Source organism: Brenneria alni (genome assembly GCF_003666245.1).
GTDB classification, from domain to species: domain Bacteria; phylum Pseudomonadota; class Gammaproteobacteria; order Enterobacterales; family Enterobacteriaceae; genus Brenneria; species Brenneria alni.
The window spans coordinates 1-20,675 of the sequence record NZ_MJLZ01000055.1 but is presented as its reverse complement, the minus strand read 5'-3'; the positions used below and the strand labels follow the sequence as shown (position 1 = coordinate 20,675).

At 49.5% G+C, this 20,675-nt stretch carries 18 protein-coding genes, 1 tRNA gene and 1 pseudogene; 8 read left to right on the top strand and 12 right to left on the bottom strand.

Going from position 1 to position 20,675, the window contains the following annotated elements:
* Positions 1–196, top strand: a pseudogene (locus BIY29_RS20415) (EAL domain-containing protein); the annotation flags it as partial.
* A gap of 373 nt (positions 197–569) precedes the next feature.
* On the opposite strand, the gene BIY29_RS18020 reads toward BIY29_RS20415, so the two are convergent.
* Both BIY29_RS18020 and cbpA read right to left on the bottom strand, forming a co-directional pair.
* Entirely contained in the window at positions 570–872 is a 303-nt protein-coding gene (locus tag BIY29_RS18020; RefSeq protein ID WP_121576418.1) for a chaperone modulator CbpM, read from the bottom strand.
* 5 nt (positions 873–877) lie between these two features.
* Positions 878–1,822, bottom strand: a complete 945-nt coding sequence (gene cbpA, locus BIY29_RS18015) for a curved DNA-binding protein (protein WP_121576417.1) — start codon at positions 1,820–1,822, stop codon at positions 878–880.
* Between the two features lie 1,147 nt (positions 1,823–2,969).
* Here cbpA and BIY29_RS18010 point away from each other — a divergent pair.
* Positions 2,970–3,677 (top strand): hypothetical protein, encoded by a 708-nt coding sequence (locus BIY29_RS18010; protein WP_121576416.1) that lies wholly within the window; start codon positions 2,970–2,972, stop codon positions 3,675–3,677.
* A gap of 9 nt (positions 3,678–3,686) precedes the next feature.
* Positions 3,687–4,100 carry a hypothetical protein gene (locus BIY29_RS18005; protein WP_121576415.1) on the top strand — a complete coding sequence of 138 codons (414 nt, stop codon included), beginning with the start codon at positions 3,687–3,689 and terminating at the stop codon, positions 4,098–4,100.
* Here BIY29_RS18005 and BIY29_RS18000 read toward each other — a convergent pair.
* The 8 genes from BIY29_RS18000 to xerD form a co-directional block, all read right to left on the bottom strand.
* Complete coding sequence (locus tag BIY29_RS18000) at positions 4,097–4,576, bottom strand: Hcp family type VI secretion system effector (protein WP_121576414.1); 480 nt, start codon at positions 4,574–4,576, stop codon at positions 4,097–4,099. The genes BIY29_RS18005 and BIY29_RS18000 overlap by 4 nt on opposite strands.
* Before the next feature lie 200 nt (positions 4,577–4,776).
* On the bottom strand, positions 4,777–5,334 hold the full coding sequence (locus tag BIY29_RS17995) for an integrase arm-type DNA-binding domain-containing protein (protein WP_170158972.1): 558 nt from the start codon (positions 5,332–5,334) through the stop codon (positions 4,777–4,779).
* Between the two features lie 196 nt (positions 5,335–5,530).
* Positions 5,531–5,604, bottom strand: a tRNA-Gly gene (locus BIY29_RS17990).
* 200 nt (positions 5,605–5,804) lie between these two features.
* A complete protein-coding gene (gene lysS / locus BIY29_RS17985) occupies positions 5,805–7,322 on the bottom strand; it encodes a lysine--tRNA ligase (protein WP_121576413.1) in 1,518 nt (505 codons plus the stop codon).
* A 9-nt stretch (positions 7,323–7,331) separates the two neighbouring features.
* A protein-coding gene (gene prfB / locus BIY29_RS17980) for a peptide chain release factor 2 (RefSeq protein ID WP_121576412.1) occupies positions 7,332–8,430 on the bottom strand; the annotation gives its coding sequence in 2 pieces (ribosomal slippage) (positions 7,332–8,354 and positions 8,356–8,430; 1,098 coding nt in all).
* 99 nt (positions 8,431–8,529) lie between these two features.
* Positions 8,530–10,263, bottom strand: a complete 1,734-nt coding sequence (gene recJ, locus BIY29_RS17975; protein ID WP_121576419.1) for a single-stranded-DNA-specific exonuclease RecJ — start codon at positions 10,261–10,263, stop codon at positions 8,530–8,532.
* Between the two features lie 7 nt (positions 10,264–10,270).
* On the bottom strand, positions 10,271–10,987 hold the full coding sequence (dsbC, locus tag BIY29_RS17970; RefSeq protein WP_121576411.1) for a bifunctional protein-disulfide isomerase/oxidoreductase DsbC: 717 nt from the start codon (positions 10,985–10,987) through the stop codon (positions 10,271–10,273).
* A gap of 60 nt (positions 10,988–11,047) precedes the next feature.
* The gene (gene xerD / locus BIY29_RS17965; RefSeq protein WP_121576410.1) at positions 11,048–11,947 is read right to left on the bottom strand and encodes a site-specific tyrosine recombinase XerD; all 900 of its coding nucleotides are present in this window, start codon (positions 11,945–11,947) and stop codon (positions 11,048–11,050) included.
* 337 nt (positions 11,948–12,284) lie between these two features.
* Between xerD and BIY29_RS17960 the strand changes: the two genes are divergently transcribed.
* Positions 12,285–13,610 (top strand): MFS transporter, encoded by a 1,326-nt coding sequence (locus tag BIY29_RS17960; RefSeq protein ID WP_121576409.1) that lies wholly within the window; start codon positions 12,285–12,287, stop codon positions 13,608–13,610.
* A gap of 123 nt (positions 13,611–13,733) precedes the next feature.
* Positions 13,734–14,252, top strand: a complete 519-nt coding sequence (gene fldB / locus BIY29_RS17955) for a flavodoxin FldB (protein ID WP_121576408.1) — start codon at positions 13,734–13,736, stop codon at positions 14,250–14,252.
* Positions 14,253–14,259: 7 nt separating this feature from the next.
* Here fldB and rlmF read toward each other — a convergent pair whose 3' ends face one another.
* On the bottom strand, positions 14,260–15,210 hold the full coding sequence (gene rlmF / locus BIY29_RS17950) for a 23S rRNA (adenine(1618)-N(6))-methyltransferase RlmF (protein WP_121576407.1): 951 nt from the start codon (positions 15,208–15,210) through the stop codon (positions 14,260–14,262).
* Between the two features lie 227 nt (positions 15,211–15,437).
* On the opposite strand from rlmF, the gene BIY29_RS17945 reads away from it, so the two are divergent.
* From BIY29_RS17945 to BIY29_RS17935, 3 genes are all read left to right on the top strand, one after another.
* On the top strand, positions 15,438–17,162 hold the full coding sequence (locus tag BIY29_RS17945) for a type I secretion system permease/ATPase (RefSeq protein WP_121576406.1): 1,725 nt from the start codon (positions 15,438–15,440) through the stop codon (positions 17,160–17,162).
* A gap of 104 nt (positions 17,163–17,266) precedes the next feature.
* Positions 17,267–18,649 carry an HlyD family type I secretion periplasmic adaptor subunit gene (locus BIY29_RS17940; RefSeq protein WP_121576405.1) on the top strand — a complete coding sequence of 461 codons (1,383 nt, stop codon included), beginning with the start codon at positions 17,267–17,269 and terminating at the stop codon, positions 18,647–18,649.
* Positions 18,650–18,651: 2 nt separating this feature from the next.
* Positions 18,652–19,995 (top strand): TolC family outer membrane protein, encoded by a 1,344-nt coding sequence (locus tag BIY29_RS17935; RefSeq protein WP_121576404.1) that lies wholly within the window; start codon positions 18,652–18,654, stop codon positions 19,993–19,995.
* A gap of 249 nt (positions 19,996–20,244) precedes the next feature.
* Here BIY29_RS17935 and BIY29_RS17930 read toward each other — a convergent pair.
* Positions 20,245–20,675, bottom strand: a 431-nt coding sequence (locus tag BIY29_RS17930; RefSeq protein ID WP_205680370.1) for a calcium-binding protein, incomplete at its 5' end; no start/stop codon positions are given.

Here is a 20,675-nt window from a genome sequence, read left to right as displayed (position 1 = left end):
GATAATAAATAGTAGAAAGTCTTATACGTTACCCTTGCTGGTGGATAATATTAAGAAATACTGCCACGGCGTCATTATTGAAGGAGTACAAACTCATTCAGAATATTATCTTTTAAAAAACTGCGGCGTAGACGGGATGCAAGGATATATTTACCCGGACTATACATTAGACTCCTTACCAATATTGAATAAATGAACGAACTAACTATATCATCAATATTAATTTTGATTGTTTTTTATTCATTTAAAAAACATCATAAAAATATTGAGAAAAATAAGTTATTCATAAAAAGAAAGATGAGAAAGAAAAGTAAAATAGATAAGATAATAAAAATATTCTCCTCATCTACTTTCAGCTCTACTCGCTACACTCATTGAATAGGAAGAATTACCCGCCATACTTCAAGCTTCAGGTCTGTTGGCCGCGTTATGAGGCTCATAAGTAAGCCTCACCCTGTAAAGGGCTAATACTTTGCGTAGTTCAAAACGACAACGTTTTGTCCTGCAACTCGAATTATTTAGGTCAGATAAACATTTCTATTAATATCTCAGCTCCAAAGACCCGTACATTATGACGTCATCAAAAAGCGATTGAGCTGCCTGCGTAGTTGGTCATTCTCTTTCTTGAGCGCATCAATCTTATCCAGCAAAGTCAGCGTCATTGCAATTCCTGACCAGTCTAAATCCAGCTCGGCTTGTAACCGTTGAGCGCGCCTGAGGCAATGAAGTGCATGATAATCAAAAATCCAACGAGGTTTATCCGGTTCCAACGGAACGATAACACCCAGCCCTACCACTTCAACAAGTTCGTCCTGAGAAATATCCACTGACTGGCACAGTTCCACTATGGTAAATGTCATTTCTTCAGCCATTATATTTACTCCCATTCATCCCGAGGATTAAATGCAGCCTGCTCGGCTAACTGTTTCCACAGAGCACTGGCTTTTTCATCTGATTTCGGGGGCATAACCACTTTAAGGATGGCATACATATCGCCCGTCCCCTTCTTGCCGACCAGCCCCTTCCCTTTAATCCGCAATCGCTTCCCGCTCTGGCTGCCAGGAGGAATAGTCAGTGTAATCTTACCCGTCAGGGTAGGCACCTCAATACTGGCGCCTAACGCGGCTTCCCACGGCGCCAGCGGCACCACGATGTTCAGGTTGTAGCCATCGATATCAAACAGAGGATGTGGGGCAATACGGATAATCAGGAATAAATCACCATTCGGCCCGCCGCCAAATCCAGCGACCCCCTGCCCTTTCAAGCGAATACGTTCACCATCCGCTACGCCTGCCGGAATTTTCACATTCAGCGTTTTGCTGATGGCATTCGTCTGACGGCCCAGTTCATCGTAAACCGGTAACTGATAGGAAATAGGCCGGGTTTGCCCGGCTAAGGTTTCCTCTAAAAACAGGGGCACCTCCATCTCGAGATCCTGGCCACGGGCGCGCTGGGATGTGTGGGCAGAAGAACGCTGTCCCGCCGCATGATTGCCAAAAATTGACTCAAAGAAATCAGAAAAGTCATGCGGACTACCTTCCGCCCTATGCCAGGTTTGCCCACCGCCGCCGTAGCCCGGAGGCGGCTCGGAAAATCGGGGATCATTACGATGCTGCCTTAACTCATCATATTCAGCGCGACGCTCACTGTCTTTTAGCACCTCATACGCTTCGGCTACTTCCTTGAACTTGCTTTCTGCATCCTGCTCCGCACTGACATCGGGGTGATATTTACGCGCCAGCCTGCGGTAAGCCGTTTTGATCGTTTTCAGATCGGCGGATGGGTCTACTTCCAACGCAGCATAGTAATCTTTAAACTCCATGCGGTAGTACCCTCTAGTCGATGGGTTATGCTATAGAAATCATTTTTATCTGTTAGATATATTGTCAATAGATTCAAGGTACGGCCAAGCGGTGGCCGAATAAATCCCCGAAAGTTTAGTCAGCCAAGTTACTGGATGAGTGACAAATCTGCTCCGGGCAGATTTGAACACGGCTTGCTGCCCCCCAATCGAGCAAGTAATCAACCCCACGCCGCTGCGACTTGAAATATACAGGGTATACATACATTTTCTCCGCGATCATACACCTTTGAGAAAGCGCCTACTCCCTTTAAAACATAGACGATATTGAGATGAACATCTCCCAATTACGCGCTAGTTGACTTCACCGAACCGGCAAGATTCAAGCGCTATTGACCAAAAACAGCATGTGTTACGTGCTGCATAACTCTACTTATGGCATCCGTTAAAAATGGGGGGATTACCATTGCACTGATCTGTCCTTGATTTAGCGTCCACCTTGTTTTCAAATCAATCAACGAAAGCGAGGTTGGACTTAGGTATACGTTGAGAGAGGGATAATTGCGAGTGAAGTGCATAGAACAAAAATAGTAATCAATTGATAATAAATAAATTTATTATCCTTCAATCTTATATCTATACACATTTCTATACATCGTTACTCTCGCTTGAATTTTACCGCCAGCTAAAACTGGATTTTGGCATAAAGAAGAAAAACGTAGAGAATAGTATAAATTAATAGGTATAAACGTTGTCTGGTGGCTCTGCTCAATAACATTAGCCTGCGATTTTCCTGAGTGAGACTTTACCATCAGTGATGAAAATCGTTGTGTTAGACAGAGCTATAGTTGCAAAATTCAAGAAATAGCGCCGAATGCAAATTTCCCTCATTAACACAGGTTGATGCTGCAATCGCGGGGTTAGCCCATTTGAGTTTACGAACAGGATGCAATAACTATTGCCCTTTTAGCCGTTTCATTATCTGCTCTTCCTCTCACCAGAATTAATCCCATATTATAATCACTATAATTATTTTTATGGTAATCGTTTTAAACGATATATCATTATACGATAATAACTATTGACTCACTTACCAAAAAATGCAGAAATTACCTCTCCCATAAAGAAAAAGGATTTTGGATTCGTAGCGAAAAAATAGGAGATAGTTATGGATGATGTGTTAGATAAAAATGGATATCTGGATTTTGAGGATTCTGGTCGGATTTATGACTTCAATTCTCCATTGGACATAAATGAGTTTTTCTCAATTAAACCAGAGGAACTACTTCCGCCTGGGACCTCACCAATTATTGATGAGGAAACGGGCTTATGTATCGGTTACATAGGTCAATCCAGAGGTGGAGTCTATAATATTTATGATATAAATGGAAAGTTTGTCACATTGCATGAACTTCCACTTGAATCACCTATTTTCGATCCTCTAGACATCATTCTATTTGGATTTATTGTAGGGAAATCATTAAAAGGTGCCAGTAATTTATTTAAAATAACAACAAGAAATGGAATTGTAAAAAACCTTTCAGTCAGATTAAGCGAAAATATTATATCTTCATTGAGAGGTCGGCTTAAAATAGGACTTTCACCGAGAAGTATAAAATTCACATCATCAACAGCGACACATATGAGGGAGTCAGAACGGTATGTTCCTGTTCACATTCTGGAAAAAGCAATACGCTTCGGCAAACGGGGTAAAGATTTAAAAGGGAAGTCAGATAGGGTTTTAAAAAGATATGAAATGAAAATAACCCGCTCAAGATTCGATAAAAAAAGCAAGAAATATGAAAATAAAGAATATACTTTAGAAGTAATCGTCGATGAAAGCAACTGGACGATAACCCATTACATGTATAAATAAGGTGGTTTTATGGTTAATATACAAGATATAGATACTGAAATTAACATATATCCGATTGAGAAGATAGAAAATGAGGATATGCAGGATACCGCTTATGATGCTTGGTTAAAAATGTATATCGAACTTACAGCCAAAGGGATTAAGTTTAATGCAGAATGGGGATGCTATATCTCTGATTTAAAAGAGTTGCATAAAAAGCTAACTGAAATAAAAAACAATGATTTCCCTACGCGTTATTTGTTCTCACCCAATGAAAATATGGTTTCATTAAATTTTGAGAAAAATGGCTCTGAAACATATTGTGTAGAGTATACTTTACATACGGATATTCGTTCTGATACTTATGTTCGTGGGATATCATACATAGATATCCCGACAATGGAAAGTTTAATTATTGGAGTAAAAAATCTTATTGATTATTAATATATGCGTTCTTCCCATAAACTATAACCAGATGTCCCCGTAGCGTGGTTAGTCCATGTAATATCTTTATAGTAGAAAAGCACCATCTCATGTGGTTGTTTATCTGCATGAGTAAGAGAATGAGGATAATCAATTGAAATGTTAGCTATGGATGCATCGTTAAGTTTTATAGTGTAGTATTTTTTCAATACTCCTTCAGGGGTTCCTCTGTAAATATCAAAAACACATTTTAAAATTTCATTATCTGATATAGACATCCCTAATAAGGGAGAGGATTTGTCAATTAGCTTTATTATTTCAACAGGATTATGTTTAACATTTTGATCGCGTGTAATCGTATGTCGTAATGCCAGAGTAAATATTTCATCTTCATGACCACTTTGATACCTATTCCCGATTGAATCAAATGTAGAGCAGCCGGAAGATATCAATCCTTGTTTTGCGCCTGTAAGGGTTAGATATATAATGTTAGCCATCGATTATTCCTTATCGTTAAAATCTATCCAAGCAGATTGCATATTTATCACATCGCATTTCATCATACCATAATTGCTTTTATAATAATTACACTGATAATTATTGAGCCAATATTAAATTTTCGGATTTTTAATTCATTCCCCAGACCGGAACGATTTCAGTAAATCAATAAGCAAAACGAGTATCAATCAGCCAAACCTTACCCCTTCGGCTCAATCCCCTGCTTTCTCAACTCCTGACGGGCAAGCTCTTTGAACCAGTTGCCGAGACTGACACCTTCTTTTGCAACTACCTCATCAAGCTGTTCATGCAACTCAGGTGATATCCGTATCTGGAAGGTCGGTGATTTAACATTGATCGGGAAAACATCGGCCTCAAAGGTTTTCATCATTTCTGCGCCATAGGACTCAGACCAGCGATCTACTCGTTTTTGATACCACTCTCTGGCGATCACCTCAAAGGTATTACTAAGACGGCCTTCTTTAGCCAGTTTAACCTCTTTACGCACTTCGCTGGGGTTAATGCCAGCGGCAACCAGCTTTTTGGCTTCATCGCGTTTCTGTCTTGCTTCTGCTAAAGAAATAGTTGGGTAGATCCCAAGAGACAACAGTTTTGCTTTGCCATCGAAACGGTAGCGATAGCGCCATCCTTTAGAGCCGTTAGGTTCAATCAGTAGCGAAAGGCCATTACCATCGTTTTTGGTGTAAGGCTTGTCTTCTGGCTTGGCGCGGCGGATCTCAAGGTCTGTCAGCGGCATGTGTATAGTTTCCTATCTGTATTGAGGGCGAATGTGTATAGGATTTCAGATATCCTCATGTCCTATACACATAACTATACACACTAGGCTGTAGATTTAGATAGACGAGGGTTTTCCCTGAACGACTGAGAAATCGTGGTAAACCTTGTGGTAACTGGATTTATTAGACTTGAGTAGACGTTGAGAGAAGTGTGATTGGAGCGAGTGAAGGGAATCGAACCCTCGTATAGAGCTTGGGAAGCTCTCGTTCTACCATTGAACTACACTCGCACGGATAAGCGCTTGGCATTATAGCGCTATCCCGTTGCCGGGCAAGCGAAAAACCTGGCAAACCGTTTAGGTTTTGACCAATCACACGCCTAATAAGAACGACACCGGCAAGATGCCGGTGACCATTGTTCAAAAATTTCATAACCGGTGCTGTTGAGCGCCGGTTTTTTGGTGACATTGCTATCCGCCCATCGGGTGGATTATTTCTGCGGACGCATCGCCGGGAATAGAATCACGTCGCGGATGGTATGGCTGTTGGTAAACAGCATCACCATACGGTCAATACCGATACCCAGACCGGCCGTCGGCGGCATACCATGCTCCAGCGCGGTCACGTAGTCTTCGTCGTAGAACATAGCTTCATCATCACCCGCATCTTTCGCACTGACCTGCTGGGCAAAACGTTCGGCCTGATCTTCCGCGTCGTTCAGCTCGGAGAAGCCGTTACCGATTTCACGACCGCCGATGAAGAATTCGAAGCGATCGGTAATATCCGGGTTCTGATCATTACGGCGCGCCAGCGGCGAGACTTCAGCCGGATATTCAGTGATAAAAGTCGGCTGAATCAGGTTGCTTTCCGCCGTTTCCTCGAAAATTTCGGTGACAATGCGGCCCAACCCCCAGCTTTTCTCGATCTTGATGCCCAGAGACTCGGCAATCGCCGTAGCTTTGTTCAGATCGTCCAGATCGGCAACGTCGGTTTGTGGGCTGTATTTGCAGATCGCCTCGCGCATGGTCAGTTTTTCAAACGGCTTGCCAAAGTCGAAAGTCTGGTCGCCATACACCACCGTTGTGGAACCCAGCACCTCTTGCGTCAGCGTGCGGAACAGATTTTCCGTCAACACGATCAGATCCTTATAATCGGCATACGCCATATAAAGTTCCATCATGGTGAACTCAGGGTTGTGACGCGGGGAAACCCCTTCGTTGCGGAAGTTACGGTTGATTTCAAACACCCGTTCGAAGCCGCCAACCACCAGGCGCTTCAGATAAAGCTCCGGTGCAATGCGCAGATACATGTCGATATCCAGCGCATTGTGGTGGGTCACAAACGGACGCGCCGCCGCGCCGCCGGGGATCACCTGCATCATCGGCGTTTCCACTTCCATAAAGCCGTTGCCGACCATGAAACTACGGATGGCGGCCATCACTTTGGAACGGATACGGAACGTATGGCGGGATTCGTCGTTGGCGATCAGATCCAGATAACGCTGGCGGTAGCGGGTTTCCTGATCGGCCAGGCCGTGGAATTTATCCGGCAGCGGACGCAGGGCCTTAGTCAGCAAACGCAGTTCGCTACAGTGAACGGAAAGCTCGCCGGTTTTGGTTTTAAACAGCTTACCGCGCGCGCCGAGGATATCGCCCAAATCCCATTTTTTGAACTGCTCGTTGTAAACGCCTTCCGCCAGATCGTCGCGGGAAACGTACAGTTGAATACGCCCGCCCACATCCTGCAACGTTACGAAAGAGGCTTTACCCATGATGCGGCGGGTCATCATCCGGCCTGCAACGGTCACTTCAATGTTCAGCGCTTCCAGCTCTTCGTTTTCTTTGTCGCCATAGGCGGCGTGCAGCAGATCGGAGGTACTATCGCGGCGGAAGTCATTCGGAAACGCAATGCCGTTTTCTCGCAGCGCCGCCAGCTTTTCACGGCGCGCCTTTAGTTCGTTATTAAGATCCTGCCCCTGATCGGCACCCTGTGATTGTGATTCAGCCATGTGAATTCCTTATAACCCCGCTTTTAAACTTGCTTCAATAAATTTATCCAGATCGCCATCCAGCACCGCCTGGGTGTTACGCGTCTCAACCCCGGTACGTAAGTCTTTAATACGCGAATCATCCAGTACGTAGGAACGAATCTGACTTCCCCAGCCAATGTCGGATTTATTATCCTCCAGCACCTGTTTTTCAGCATTTTTCTTTTGCATTTCAAACTCGTACAGCTTGGCTTTCAACTGTTTCATCGCCTGATCTTTGTTCTTATGCTGGGAACGGTCATTCTGACACTGGGTAACAATGTTGGTCGGGAGGTGAGTAATACGCACCGCGGATTCCGTACGGTTAACGTGCTGGCCACCCGCACCTGAGGCACGATAAACATCTATACGCAGGTCGGCAGGATTGATTTCGATATCTATATCGTCATCCACCTCGGGATAAACGAAAGCGGAACTGAACGACGTATGACGGCGGCCACCGGAGTCGAACGGGCTTTTACGCACCAGACGATGAACGCCGGTTTCGGTACGCAGCCAGCCAAACGCGTAATCACCCATGATTTTGATGGTGGCCGATTTAGTACCCGCCACTTCACCATCGGACTCTTCAATAATTTCGGTTTTGAAGCCTTTGGCTTCCGCCCAGCGCAGGTACATACGCACCAACATGCTGGCCCAGTCCTGGGCTTCCGTACCGCCGGAACCCGCCTGGATATCCAGGTAGCAGTCTGCGTTGTCATACTCGCCAGAGAACATTCGGCGGAACTCGAGCTGGCCTAATTTGTTTTCCAGGGCGTCCAGTTCAGCCGTAGTTTCATTGAAGGTGTCCTCATCGTTTTCTTCCACCGCCAGCTCCAGCAGGCCGGCGACATCTTCCAGCCCTTGCGTCATTTGGTCGATGGTGTCGACGATAGCTTCCAGCGAGGAGCGCTCTTTACCCAGCGCCTGCGCACGTTCTGGTTCATTCCAGACGTCGGGCTGTTCCAGTTCGGCGTTTACTTCTTCGAGGCGTTCTTTCTTGGCATCATAGTCAAAGATACCCCCTAAGAACGGCGGTGCGTTCAGACAGATCCTGAATGCGGTTTTTTACCGGATTGATTTCAAACATGATTTTTATGATCTTACGTTAAGTCGTAGATGACGGGATGATGTAAACTCGCCATTCTAACGGATTAAACACACGGTTTATACTCTTTCATCAGCCAGTCTACAGCGGCCACAGGTGTTGAATCAGCAGTTGTACCGAACGCTTACCGCGAAATTCATTGACGTCCAGCTTATAGGCAAGCTCCGCTTCACGCACGCTGCTGTCGGGCCATAACCGCGTATCCACATTAAACGCGATGCCGTCCAGCAGCGGGCCGCCGTTTACCGGTTCAACCATCACTTTCAGATGACGCTCGCCTACCAGTTTCTGTTGCAGAATACGAAACCGCCCGTCAAAGGTCGGCTCAGGAAAAGATTGCCCCCACGGCCCCGCATCGCGCAGCATTTCCGCCGTGGATAAACACAAATCCGGCATGGCCAGTTCGCCGTCTGACCAGATAATTCCTTCAAGGTGAGACGCATCCAGCCATTCACCCACCAGCTCGCCAAAACGCTGGCGGAATTCATCAAACCGGCTCTCCACCAGCGATAGCCCTGCCGCCATAGCATGACCGCCAAATTTCAGCATCATCCCCGGATAAAGCGTATCCAGCCGCTCCAGCGCATCGCGCAGATGCAATCCGGCAATAGAACGCCCCGATCCTTTCAGAATACCGTCCCCTGCCGGGGCAAAGGCAACCACCGGGCGGTGAAAACGTTCTTTAATTCGTGACGCCAGAATACCGACCACGCCCTGATGCCATTCCGGGTGGTACATCGCCAGCCCATAGGGCAGCGCCTCACGGCTGTGTTCCAGCTTTTCACACAGGTGTAGCGCTTCGACCTGCATTCGTTTTTCGATGTCACGGCGATCCTGATTCATGTCGTTAAGTTCGCTGGCCAGCATACGCGCCTGCGCAATGTCGTCACTCAACAGCAACGCCACGCCAACCGTCATATCGTGCAACCGCCCGGCAGCATTTAGCCGCGGCCCCAGCGCGAAACCAAGATCGCTGGCGACCAACTGACTGGCTTCACGGTTCGCCACTTCCAGCAACGCCTTGATGCCTGGGCGGCATATACCGGCACGAATACGGCTCAACCCCTGCGCCACCAGAATGCGGTTGTTGGCATCCAGCGGCACCACATCGGCTACCGTGCCCAGCGCCACCAGATCCAGTAATTCAGCCAGCTTCGGTTCCGCCAATGCTTTTTCAGCAAACCAGCCACGCTCTCGCAGGCGAACAAACAGCGCCATCATCAGATAAAATGCCACCCCGACACCCGCCAGCGATTTCGACGGAAACGCGCAGTCGCGCAGGTTCGGGTTGATCATGGCATCGGCGGCGGGCAGTGTTTCACCCGGCAAATGATGGTCGGTGATCAGCACGGCAATACCGCGCCGGTGGGCATCATCCACCCCCGCGTGGGAGGAAATACCATTATCCACCGTGACGATGACTTCAGCGCCCAGCGCCGCCGCCTGCGCCACCACCTCCGGGCTTAAGCCGTAGCCATCTTCAAAGCGGTTCGGCACCAGATATCTGACGTTAACGCCACCCATGCTGCGCAGCGCCAGTACCGTCAGCGCGGTACTGGTTGCGCCATCAGCATCAAAATCGCCCACAATGACAATATGGCGCTGGTCCGCCAGCGCTTGTTGCAGAAAATCAACCGCCCGATCGATGCCATTCAGCAGCCGATAATCCAGCAGGCCACGCAGACTACGCTCCAGCTCCTGTGCAGCCTTGATGCCGCGTTGAGCATACAGGCGACGCAGCAAGGGCGGCACTGTCGCCGGTAAATCAATATCCTCCGCCGGTGAACGCCGACGGAGTTGGGTTATCAGTTCCACAGTGTAATCAACCACCCGCCTTCAGCGACGCCTTGTGCGCATCCAGCATCGCCAGCATCTCTTTCGGCCCTTGATAGCCGGGAACCACCGTGCCATCCTCTAACACGATGGCCGGGGTTCCCTGAACGCCAAACTGAACGCCGAGCTGATAGTGGCCGGTGATAGCGGTTTTACAGGTTGCCGGGGAGATTTCCTCGCCTTTCAGCGCCTCATCAAACGCCTTGTTGCGATTCGCCACGCACCAGATGGACTGCATATCCTTCCCTGCCTGAGAATTTGGCCCCTGACGCGGGAATGCCAGATAGCGCACGGTAATGCCCAGCGCATTGTAATCTTTCATCTGCTCATGCAGTTTTTGGCAATAACCGCAGGTGATGTCGGTAAACACGGTTATCACATGTTTCTCCTGGGCGGCTTTATAGACGATCATCTGATCCTGCAATGCGTCCATTTTCCCTTTCAGAATCTGACTCGTCACGTTCAGCGGCGCGTTGCCGCTAACGTCGTACAACGGCCCCTGAATGAGATGCTTGCCATCATCACTGATATAAAACACTCCACTGTCCGTCAGTACGGTTTTCATGCCCGAAACCGGCGCGGGCTGAATCTCCGCCTCCTGCATCCCCAGGCGGGCCATCGTCTGTTTTATCGCCGCATCGTCGGCGTGGGCAAAACCAGCAGCGGTTGCCGCCAATAAAGAAAGCAGTAGTAACCCTTTTTTCATTTCATCAATCCTGTTTCGATTTATCGCAAATATGCCGTGGTCATCCGCCAGACCAGCCGGTTACGCCCGCGGGTGATGCTGCTGATGGAGTTTTTTCAGACGTTCCGTCGCAACATGAGTATAAATCTGGGTAGTAGAGAGATCGCTATGCCCCAGCAACATCTGTACTACCCGTAAATCCGCACCGTGGTTCAGCAAATGGGTGGCAAACGCATGACGCAACACATGGGGGGATAACTTCTCGCTGTCAATGGATGCCAGAATCGCATAGTGCTTGATACGATGCCAGAACGTCTGACGCGTCATCTGCTGCGCACGGTTACTGGGAAACAGCACATCCAGCGTCTTCCCGTTGAGCAGCCACGGTCGACCGTATTCAAGATAATGCTCAATCCAGTACACTGCTTCTTCGCCCATCGGCACCAGGCGTTCTTTGTTTCCCTTGCCAATCACCCGCACCACTCCCTGACGCAGGCTGACATCGCTGATGGTCAACCCCACCAGTTCAGAAACGCGCAACCCGGTGGCATACAATATCTCAAGCATGGCCTTGTCGCGCAATTCCAGCGGCTGATCAACGCTGGGGGCGCCGAGCAGTGCTTCAACCTGGGCTTCGCTCAAATCTTTCGGCAAACGCTGCGGCAACTTCGGGGATGACAACACCGCGCTGGGATCGTCGCTGCGGATTTTTTCCCGGTAAAGATACTGGAACAACCGACGCATGGCGCTCAATAAACGCGCTGAACTGGTTGCCTTGTAACCGCCCTCAACGCGTTCAGCCAGAAAGGCTTGCAGATCGATAGGCTGCGCACGCAGCAGATCGCTATCGTGATGCGCCAGCCACTGTGCCAGAGAACATAAATCTAACCGGTAAGAGGCCAGCGTATTTTCCGCCAGATTGCGCTCCAGCCACAATGCATCCAGAAATTGCTCAATAAATGCCTGATCCTGTGTGTGCATCGCGGTGCCTCTTTCCACTTATCAACCTCTATTATGCCTGAGCACCCTATTAAGGGACTAATCGTCTTTATCCCGCCAACGCACACGCAATTTGAAGTATGACGAGTATATTGCAGTGATTGCCAGATCTCACATATCCCGTTATATCTCACATCACCATAACATTCTCCGGTAAAAGCATCATACGCTAAGATTATATTTTACGTATAACGCATATGCCGGAATAGGCTCCATATACGGGTTTTCTTCATTTTATCTCCCTATGGAATCTCCGTTGAAAAGCGCTTTTTTCTATGCATAGAATAGTTGTTCGTGTTGTTAAAAAAGATGAATCACCATGCAAGCCACCGTCACACCCACTATCGACGCAGAGGCCGACTCTCCACCGGTAAACTCCAGAAGTAAAGTTGTCATCGCCTCTCTGGTGGGCACTGCTATTGAGTTTTTTGATTTCTATATCTACGCTACCGCCGCCGTACTGGTATTTCCCCATATCTTCTTTCCACAGGGCGACCCGGCTGCGGCCACGCTACAGTCATTGGCCACCTTCGCCATCGCCTTTATCGCGCGTCCGATTGGTTCGGCGGTGTTCGGCCACTTTGGCGATCGCGCAGGCCGTAAAGTCACGCTGGTGGCGTCACTGCTGACGATGGGTATTTCAACCGTCGTGATCGGTCTGTTACCCAGCTATGAAACTATTGGTATTTTTGCTCCTATGCTGTTGGCGCTGGCCCGTTTCGGCCAGGGGCTGGGCCTCGGCGGCGAATGGGGCGGCGCGGCGCTGCTGGCAACTGAAAACGCTCCGGCGCATAAACGTGCGCTGTACGGTTCATTCCCCCAGCTTGGCGCCCCGATAGGCTTTTTCTTTGCCAACGGCACGTTCCTGCTGCTCTCCTGGTTACTGACAGACGAGCAATTCATGCAGTGGGGCTGGCGTGTGCCGTTCATTTTCTCCGCCGTGCTGGTGTTAATTGGCCTGTATGTGCGTGTCTCCCTGCATGAAACGCCAGTCTTTACCAAAGTTGCCAAAGCCGGCAAGCAAGTGCGCATTCCTATGGGGACGTTGCTCAGTAAGCATATGAAAGCCACCATTCTTGGCACCTTCATCATGCTGGCAACCTACACGCTGTTCTATATCATGACCGTCTACTCCATGACTTACGGCACCACACCGGCGCCAAGGGGATTGGGATTTTCGCGCAACACATTCCTGTGGATGCTGATGATTGCGGTTATCGCCTTTGCCCTGATTATTCCAGTCTCTGGTTATCTGGCTGATATCTACGGTCGCCGTAAAACCATGATCACCGTTACCTGTCTGATGCTGCTGTTTGCCGTGTTGTTCCCGTCAATGCTGGGTTCAGGCAATCAGACAATGGTGATGGCTTTTCTGATCTGCGGGATGGGTATGATGGGGCTGACGTTCGGCCCGATGGGCGCCCTGCTGCCGGAGCTGTTCCCAACGGAAGTGCGTTATACCGGGGCCTCTTTCTCCTATAACGTCTCATCGATTCTGGGTGCCTCTGTCGCCCCCTATATCGCCACCTGGCTGACCGTCAATTATGGTCTGTTCTATGTAGGCGTTTATCTGGCGGTCATGGCATCACTGACGCTGATTGCCTTGCTGCTGACCAAAGAAACGCGCCATCAGTCACTTGGCTAACTTCGTACTATGCAATGAAGGCTCCGGCCTTCATTGCGCCTTTCTTTCCTCAGTCTGTCATCTTAGAATACCGGCTTCTGATACCATCATTCACACTGGCCTGAAACTACGTCTCTATCGCCTATGAAAATCGGTCTATTTTACGGCTCAAGCACCTGCTATACCGAAATGGCAGCAGAAAAAATCCGCGACATTCTGGGTGAGGATCTGGTGGATCTGCACAACGTTAAAGATGTCTCCCCGCAACGTATGGAAGCATACGACATGTTGATCCTGGGTATTCCGACCTGGGATTTTGGCGAGATCCAGGAAGACTGGGAAAATATCTGGCCACAGCTACCTACCCTCAACCTGAACGGCAAGATCGTGGCGCTGTATGGTATGGGCGACCAATTAGGCTACGGCGAATGGTTTCTTGATGCATTAGGAATGCTGCACGATCAATTACTGCCGCTGGGCGTGAAATTTATCGGCTACTGGCCGGTGGCGGGTTACGACTTTACCAGCCCGAAACCGCTTACCGCTGATGGGCAACAGTTTGTCGGGCTGGCGCTGGATGAAGTCAATCAGTACGATCTCAGCGATGAGCGAATTGAGCAGTGGTGTGAGCAAGTCCTGCTGGAAATGGCGCCGCTGCTATAAATACGGCTCACCGCTTCTGTGACCACCATCTGGCGCGGGCGGACGCATCAAAGAAGCTCCAGGCCACAAAGCGGCTTTGCTTCTGCCCCTGCGCCATATTAATGGTTCTGACGCTTTCAGCCCCCACCGTTTCCAACGCACGATAAAGATCGGGCAGGTTTTCTTTGCGCGATACCAGCGACGTGAACCACAGGCACTGACGGGCAACGTTGGCGCTCTCATTAATCATCTGGCTGATAAACGCGGTTTCCCCACCCTCACACCACAGCTCATCCTGCTGACCACCGAAGTTAAGCGGTGAGTTTTTGTCCAGACCAAGATTATGCAGTTTGCGCTGCGATCCCTGACGCGCATCGGCGGCGGAGGCATGGAACGGCGGGTTACAGAGCACGGCGTCAAAGATTTCATTCTTATGGATGATGCCGGTAAGGATAGCTTTACTGTTTTTCTGACGGCGTAAACGAATGGCGCGTTTCAGGCCGGGATTCGCATCAATGGTGGCATTGGCCGCCTGCATGGCCTGCGGATTAATTTCGCTGCCGGTAAAACGCCAGCCATATTCACGATATCCAATCAGCGGATAAATACAGTTAGCCCCGCAGCCCACATCCAGTATGGATGCATCACGCGGCACCACCGATTGATTATCTTCCGCCAGCAGATCGGCCAGATGATGGACGTAATCCGCCCGGCCAGGCACCGGCGGGCAGAGAAAACCGTCTGGAATAATCCAGTGCTCAATCTGGTAGAAATGGTGCAGCAGCGCCTGATTCAGCACCTTAACTGCCTGAGGATTGGAAAAATCAACCGATTCGTCACCGTAAGCATTCACCTTCAGAAAGGGGATCAGTGCCGGATGGATTTGCTTTAGCGCAGTAAAATCATAGCGGCCACGGTGGCGGTTACGCGGGTGCAGCATGTTTTTTTGCACAACATGTTTCTCAGCGGGCGTTGTCATTAGCTTCTCTCTTATTGAATGGCCGTAAGATACCTGCTGCGGTAATCTCCGTAAATCATTGCCGTTGTTTTTCCTAAAATATTCCAAATTATTTCATAAAGAAGACTAATGGTTGATCCCGGTCATTGCTGCCATATAGAGAGGATCAGCGATAATCAGTCAATTTTTCTCATACTGCTCAATAGCAGCGCGACGTTCAATATACTTGGTATTTAAGGAAAAAAACCATGCCCTCACAGCCTTCATTATCTCCGCATCGGGAGATTCTCGGTACTCTGGCAACTTATCGGCGGGCCTTCTGGGGAATTGGCCTGTTCAGCGCGATAATCAATCTACTGATGCTGGCGCCCGCCATTTATATGTTACAGGTTTACGATCGCGTTCTCCCCTCCAGTAATACCATGACATTAGCCATGTTAACGGTGATGGTACTCGGTTTATTTGGATTGATGGGACTATTGGAATGGATACGCAGCGCGGTAGTCATCAGGCTGGGTACGCAAATGGATATGCGTCTTAATGAACGCATATATAACGCAGCGTTTGAAAGCAATCTAAAGGGAAAAAACCTGCACGCCGGTCAGGCGCTGAATGACCTGACCACTCTTCGGCAGTTCGCTACCGGCAATTCCTTGTTCGCCTTTTTTGATCTGCCCTGGTTCCCGATTTATCTGTTAGTCATTTTTTTACTGCACCCGTGGCTGGGTGTGATGTCACTCGCAGGGGCGGTTATATTAATTGTGCTGGCCTGGCTGAATCAACGTCTAACAAAAGAACCGCTTGCTCAAGCGTCACGAACCACGTTACAAGCCACCCAGCAAGCCAATGCTAACTTGCGTAATGCTGATGCTATTGAAGCAATGGGCATGTTATCGGCCATGCGGGCACGCTGGTTAAGCCAGCATACGCGTTTTTTGCATTACCAAAATTTAGCCAGTGAAAAAAGCGCCACCGTTACGGCCCTGTCGAAAAGTACCCGGCTGGCACTACAGTCCCTGATGTTAGGACTGGGCGCCCTGTTGGCTGTTTCCCATGATATAACGCCGGGGATGATGATTGCCGGCTCCATTCTGGTTGGCCGGGTATTAAACCCGATCGATCAGGTCATCGCAGTATGGAAACAATGGATTCAGGCACAAATGGCATGGCAACGGCTCAATACATTATTGACCAACTACCCGGATCGTTCACCCGGAATGCCATTACCGCCGCCTCAGGGGAGATTACAGGTTGAACAGATCTCTGCCGCACTTGCCCACTCACGTACTCCCGTTTTGAGCAATATATCCTTTGAACTTATGCCCGGTGACATCCTGGGCATTCTGGGGCCATCTGGTTCAGGAAAATCAACGCTGGCGCGCTTGCTGGTTGCCACTCTGCCTGCGCTGAACGGTAAAGTACGGCTCGACGGCGCAGATATGCATCAGTGGGATAAAAGCGATCTTGGGCGGTTCATCGGTTATCTGCCACAGGATATTCAGTTATTCAGCGGTACGGTTACGGAAAATATCGCCCGTTTTGGCTGCCCTGATGCCGAACAGGTGATTGCCGCCGCCAAAATGGCTGGCGTACATGAGCTTATCCTGCATTTACCCCAGGGTTACGACACGCCACTGGGTGAGAACGGCAGTGGCCTGTCAGGCGGGCAAAAACAGCGAGTAGCGCTGGCCAGAGCCATTTATGGTTTGCCGAAACTCGTCGTGCTGGACGAACCCAACGCCAGTCTTGATGAAGAGGGTGAAAAAGCACTACAAGCTGCAATTGTGCAACTGAAAGCCAATGGCAGCACCCAGATTTTGATCACACATAAACCTGCTTTACTAAGCCGCACCAGTAAATTACTGATCTTAAACTACGGCAAGATTCAGTTCTTCGGCCAGACAACTCAATTCATGCACAACGGCGAGCAAAAACAAGCCGCCATCAGACCGACGCCAGTCACCGCCAATTAGCTCGGATTTAAACAAGGTAAATAAGCACCTTTACCTTGAGCAACCAGGGTTCATGGAAATGATCAGCAAGGGATAACCTTCTGAATAATTAAACAAGGAACGATATGTCAACATTGCACGAATCAAATCGCCGCCTTTCTCCAGTGCAGGAGGCGCTCTTATCAGAACATAATATGCCATCCCCCTATACAGACACCGGACGTTACCTGCGGCGGGGAATCTGGTTAGTCGCACTGGGTTTTGGCGGCGCGATACTGTGGGCGGGGCTGGCTCCGCTGGACAAAGGTGTCGCAGTGACTGGTAAAGTGATCGTGACCGATAACCGCAAGGTGGTACAGCCGGTAAACAGCGGTCGAATTTCCCGTTTGAACATCCGTGAAGGGGATATCGTACAACAGGGACAGATCCTGGCTACGCTGGACACGCCCCCCACGCAAACCCTGTATGATAATCTCTACATTCAGCTTCTGGAGGCCCGATACCGCGCAGCGCGTCTCCGCGCCGAACGGGACAAACTGAGTCGCCTGGTCGCACCTGAACCCATGAATTTTATCAGCCCATTGGCCAGTTCCCCTCTCGCGTTGACCGAACAGCACATTCAGTTATCGCAACAACAATTACTCTTCAGCCGTCAGTCTGCACTACAGCAGGAAATATCCGCTATGCAGGCATCTATCATCGGAATGCAGGCTCAGAAGCAGGGACTTCGGGCATTGTTGGACAACTACCAAATTCAATACCGGCTGATCGATGAACAACTTAAAGGTCTGCGGCCACTCGCCGGGGAAGGTTACATTGCCCGTAACCGGCTCCTCGAAATAGAACGCCAGGCCGCTCAACTACGTGGCGATATCGCCCAGCAAAACGGTAATGTGGTTCAAATCAGCCAGAATATAGCTGAACTGGAAAAGAAGATTCTGCAACGTCAGGAAGAGTATCAAAAAGAGGTTCGCACCCAGTTGGCTGAAGTGCAGATCAATATTGAGGATTTGACTCAACGCCTTAAAGCCGCCGACTATGATCTGAAAAACACACAAATTCTGGCACCTGCCAGTGGCAGCGTAGTGGGACTAACCGTACACACGGAAGGCAGCGTCGTCAGTGGCGGGCAAACATTGATGGAGATCGTACCTGTTGACCAACCTTTACAGATTGATGCCCGCCTGCCGATCGAACTGGTAGATAAAATCACCTCAGGCTTACCGGTTGAACTGATGTTTTCCGCATTTAATCAAAGCACTACTCCGCGCATTGCTGGTGTTGTCGTACTGGTGGGCGCCGATCAACTTATCGATGCACAAACTGGCACAGCTTATTATCCACTGCGGATCAACGTTGACGAAACCGAAAAACAACAGATTGCCAATCTGGATATTCGCCCCGGTATGCCGGTTGAGGCTTTTATCCGCACTGGCGAACGCTCAATGCTCAACTACCTGTTTAAACCTTTACTTGATCGTCTGCACACCGCATTGACGGAGGAATAATCATGGTACAACAGCGATTGTATGAGGTTATTATCCGTCATTGTCGGCTACTGTTCTGTCTGTTTAGCGGCTACTGTTCATCCGTCTCCGCGCTGGGATTGATAGATGCCTGGCAACGGGCGATTATGCACGATCCCGGTTTTCAGGCCGCACGCCATGAACGTAATGCTGGTGTGGAAGAGCGTAATATTGGCCGTGCCGCGTTGCTGCCAAAGGTCAGCTACGACTACCATCACGCACGCATTGATTCTACTGTCACCAGCGACAACCGACGGGCCGACCGGGACTACGCCAGTCATGCCTCAACGCTATCCTTGCAACAACCGTTGCTGGATTATGAGGCGTGGTCTCGTTATCAACGTGGAAATGCCAGCGCCTTACTGGCGGATGAGCAACTACGCAACAAAAGCCAGCAGTTGCTGGTAAAACTGTTTCAAGCCTACAGTGATGTCTTGTTTAGTCAGGAACAGATTATATTGATTCAGGCTCAACAGCGTAGTTGGCATGAACAATTAAAGCTGAACCGACGCCTGTTTGAGATGGGAGAGGGGACACGCACCGACATACTGGAAACCGAGGCGCGTCTGAATCTAAGCGAGGCACAGCTCATTGAGGCCAAAGATAACCTCGATTTTAGTGAACAAACGCTGGCAAAGCTGCTGGGAATGGCGATCAGTGCCGGACAGCTCGCACAGCTCAACCATCGGTTAGCGCCTTATCCATTGCAACCCGCCAATCTACAACACTGGCAAGCACTGGCACTACGCCATAACGCACAGTTGCTGGTGCTCGGACAATCGCTGGCGGTGGCCCGCTATGACATTGAACGCAATCGTGCAGGACACCTGCCTCGTATTACGCTGGTTGCCAATGCGCGTAAAACCAGTTCAGAGACGGAAAGCAGTTATAACCAGAAATACGATACCCGATCGATCGGTTTTCAGGTCAGTATTCCGCTGTTTTCCGGTGGTGGTGTGTCGGCGGCCACACGTCAGGCAACCGAACGCTACCTGCAGGCGGCACAGGAAAAAGATGAACAGACAAGTTCTCTGCTGATTGAACTGCGACGTCAGTTCAATCTGGTGATCAGCAGTCAGGCTAAAATTAAAGCCTATCAGCTAGCTGAACACTCCGCCCTGACACTGGTGCAAGCGACAAAAAAGAGTGTTCTTGGCGGTGAGCGGGTAAATCTGGATATTCTCAACGCTGAACAGCAGTTATACCGCACCCGACGCGATCTGACTGAAGCCCGATACGTCTGGCTTACCGCCTGGCTACAGCTACATTATTATGCCGGAACGCTTGACGAGAACATTTTACAGCAACTGGCAAACTATTTTGATTAAAGGGAAGCCCCTCCTTAATTACATCTACTCTAATAATTCGAGTTGCTGAAATCTGCATTGGTTAGTGCGCATGAAACCCTCACTGTACCGACAGAAATTCTTCCCCAAATTTGTGGGGATTCCCCAGCCTTTATGGGCGAGGCTCATAGATGGGCCGAGTAGTGAACGCGGCTAACTCATATGCAACTGAATATAAAAGTGGCCTGAACTCGTAGCGGGCCACTTATTATAATCAACACCACTCTCCTATCAGGCCATTGCCAGGCCAGATAGATCAGCGCTCAACGTATTTGTTCCTATAATCTGAATATCATTATTGTCATTTTCCCCACCAGACTGGTAAGCCTCAGCCGTCTGTGCCTCTGCTATCAGCCACTCACGCATCGCTGTTTGACTCCACGCCGTGCCATCGTCAAACACCACCGTTTCCACACCCCGGTTAAAGTAATTATCGAACTGGTTTTTCAGCAGGATCGTTCCCGCATCCGCCGCCCCTTCCGCACTCGCCGCAATATGCAACGTCACGTCATTGCCGCTGCGCGTCAGGCTCACCTGGCCGGTGGCTATCCCCTCCAGCGCCAGTTGATCGCCGCGCCCTGAATTTATCGACTCCACGATCGTGTCATTGCCGTCGCCCTGCGCATAATGGTAGCTGTCGCTGCCCTCTCCGCCGTTCAGGT

What these genes read in the sequence shown, in the direction of transcription:
- BIY29_RS17935 (WP_121576404.1), top strand. Translation starts at nt 18,652, where the DNA reads ATGGTACAACAGCGATTGTATGAGGTTATTATCCGTCATTGTCGGCTA.
- rlmF (WP_121576407.1), bottom strand. Translation starts at nt 15,210, where the DNA reads ATGACAACGCCCGCTGAGAAACATGTTGTGCAAAAAAACATGCTGCAC.
- lysS (WP_121576413.1), bottom strand. Translation starts at nt 7,322, where the DNA reads ATGGCTGAATCACAATCACAGGGTGCCGATCAGGGGCAGGATCTTAAT.
- BIY29_RS17995 (WP_170158972.1), bottom strand. Translation starts at nt 5,334, where the DNA reads ATGCCGCTGACAGACCTTGAGATCCGCCGCGCCAAGCCAGAAGACAAG.
- BIY29_RS17960 (WP_121576409.1), top strand. Translation starts at nt 12,285, where the DNA reads ATGCAAGCCACCGTCACACCCACTATCGACGCAGAGGCCGACTCTCCA.
- BIY29_RS18020 (WP_121576418.1), bottom strand. Translation starts at nt 872, where the DNA reads ATGGCTGAAGAAATGACATTTACCATAGTGGAACTGTGCCAGTCAGTG.
- dsbC (WP_121576411.1), bottom strand. Translation starts at nt 10,987, where the DNA reads ATGAAAAAAGGGTTACTACTGCTTTCTTTATTGGCGGCAACCGCTGCT.
- BIY29_RS18005 (WP_121576415.1), top strand. Translation starts at nt 3,687, where the DNA reads ATGGTTAATATACAAGATATAGATACTGAAATTAACATATATCCGATT.
- BIY29_RS17940 (WP_121576405.1), top strand. Translation starts at nt 17,267, where the DNA reads ATGTCAACATTGCACGAATCAAATCGCCGCCTTTCTCCAGTGCAGGAG.
- xerD (WP_121576410.1), bottom strand. Translation starts at nt 11,947, where the DNA reads ATGCACACACAGGATCAGGCATTTATTGAGCAATTTCTGGATGCATTG.
- cbpA (WP_121576417.1), bottom strand. Translation starts at nt 1,822, where the DNA reads ATGGAGTTTAAAGATTACTATGCTGCGTTGGAAGTAGACCCATCCGCC.
- BIY29_RS18010 (WP_121576416.1), top strand. Translation starts at nt 2,970, where the DNA reads ATGGATGATGTGTTAGATAAAAATGGATATCTGGATTTTGAGGATTCT.
- BIY29_RS18000 (WP_121576414.1), bottom strand. Translation starts at nt 4,576, where the DNA reads ATGGCTAACATTATATATCTAACCCTTACAGGCGCAAAACAAGGATTG.
- fldB (WP_121576408.1), top strand. Translation starts at nt 13,734, where the DNA reads ATGAAAATCGGTCTATTTTACGGCTCAAGCACCTGCTATACCGAAATG.
- BIY29_RS17945 (WP_121576406.1), top strand. Translation starts at nt 15,438, where the DNA reads ATGCCCTCACAGCCTTCATTATCTCCGCATCGGGAGATTCTCGGTACT.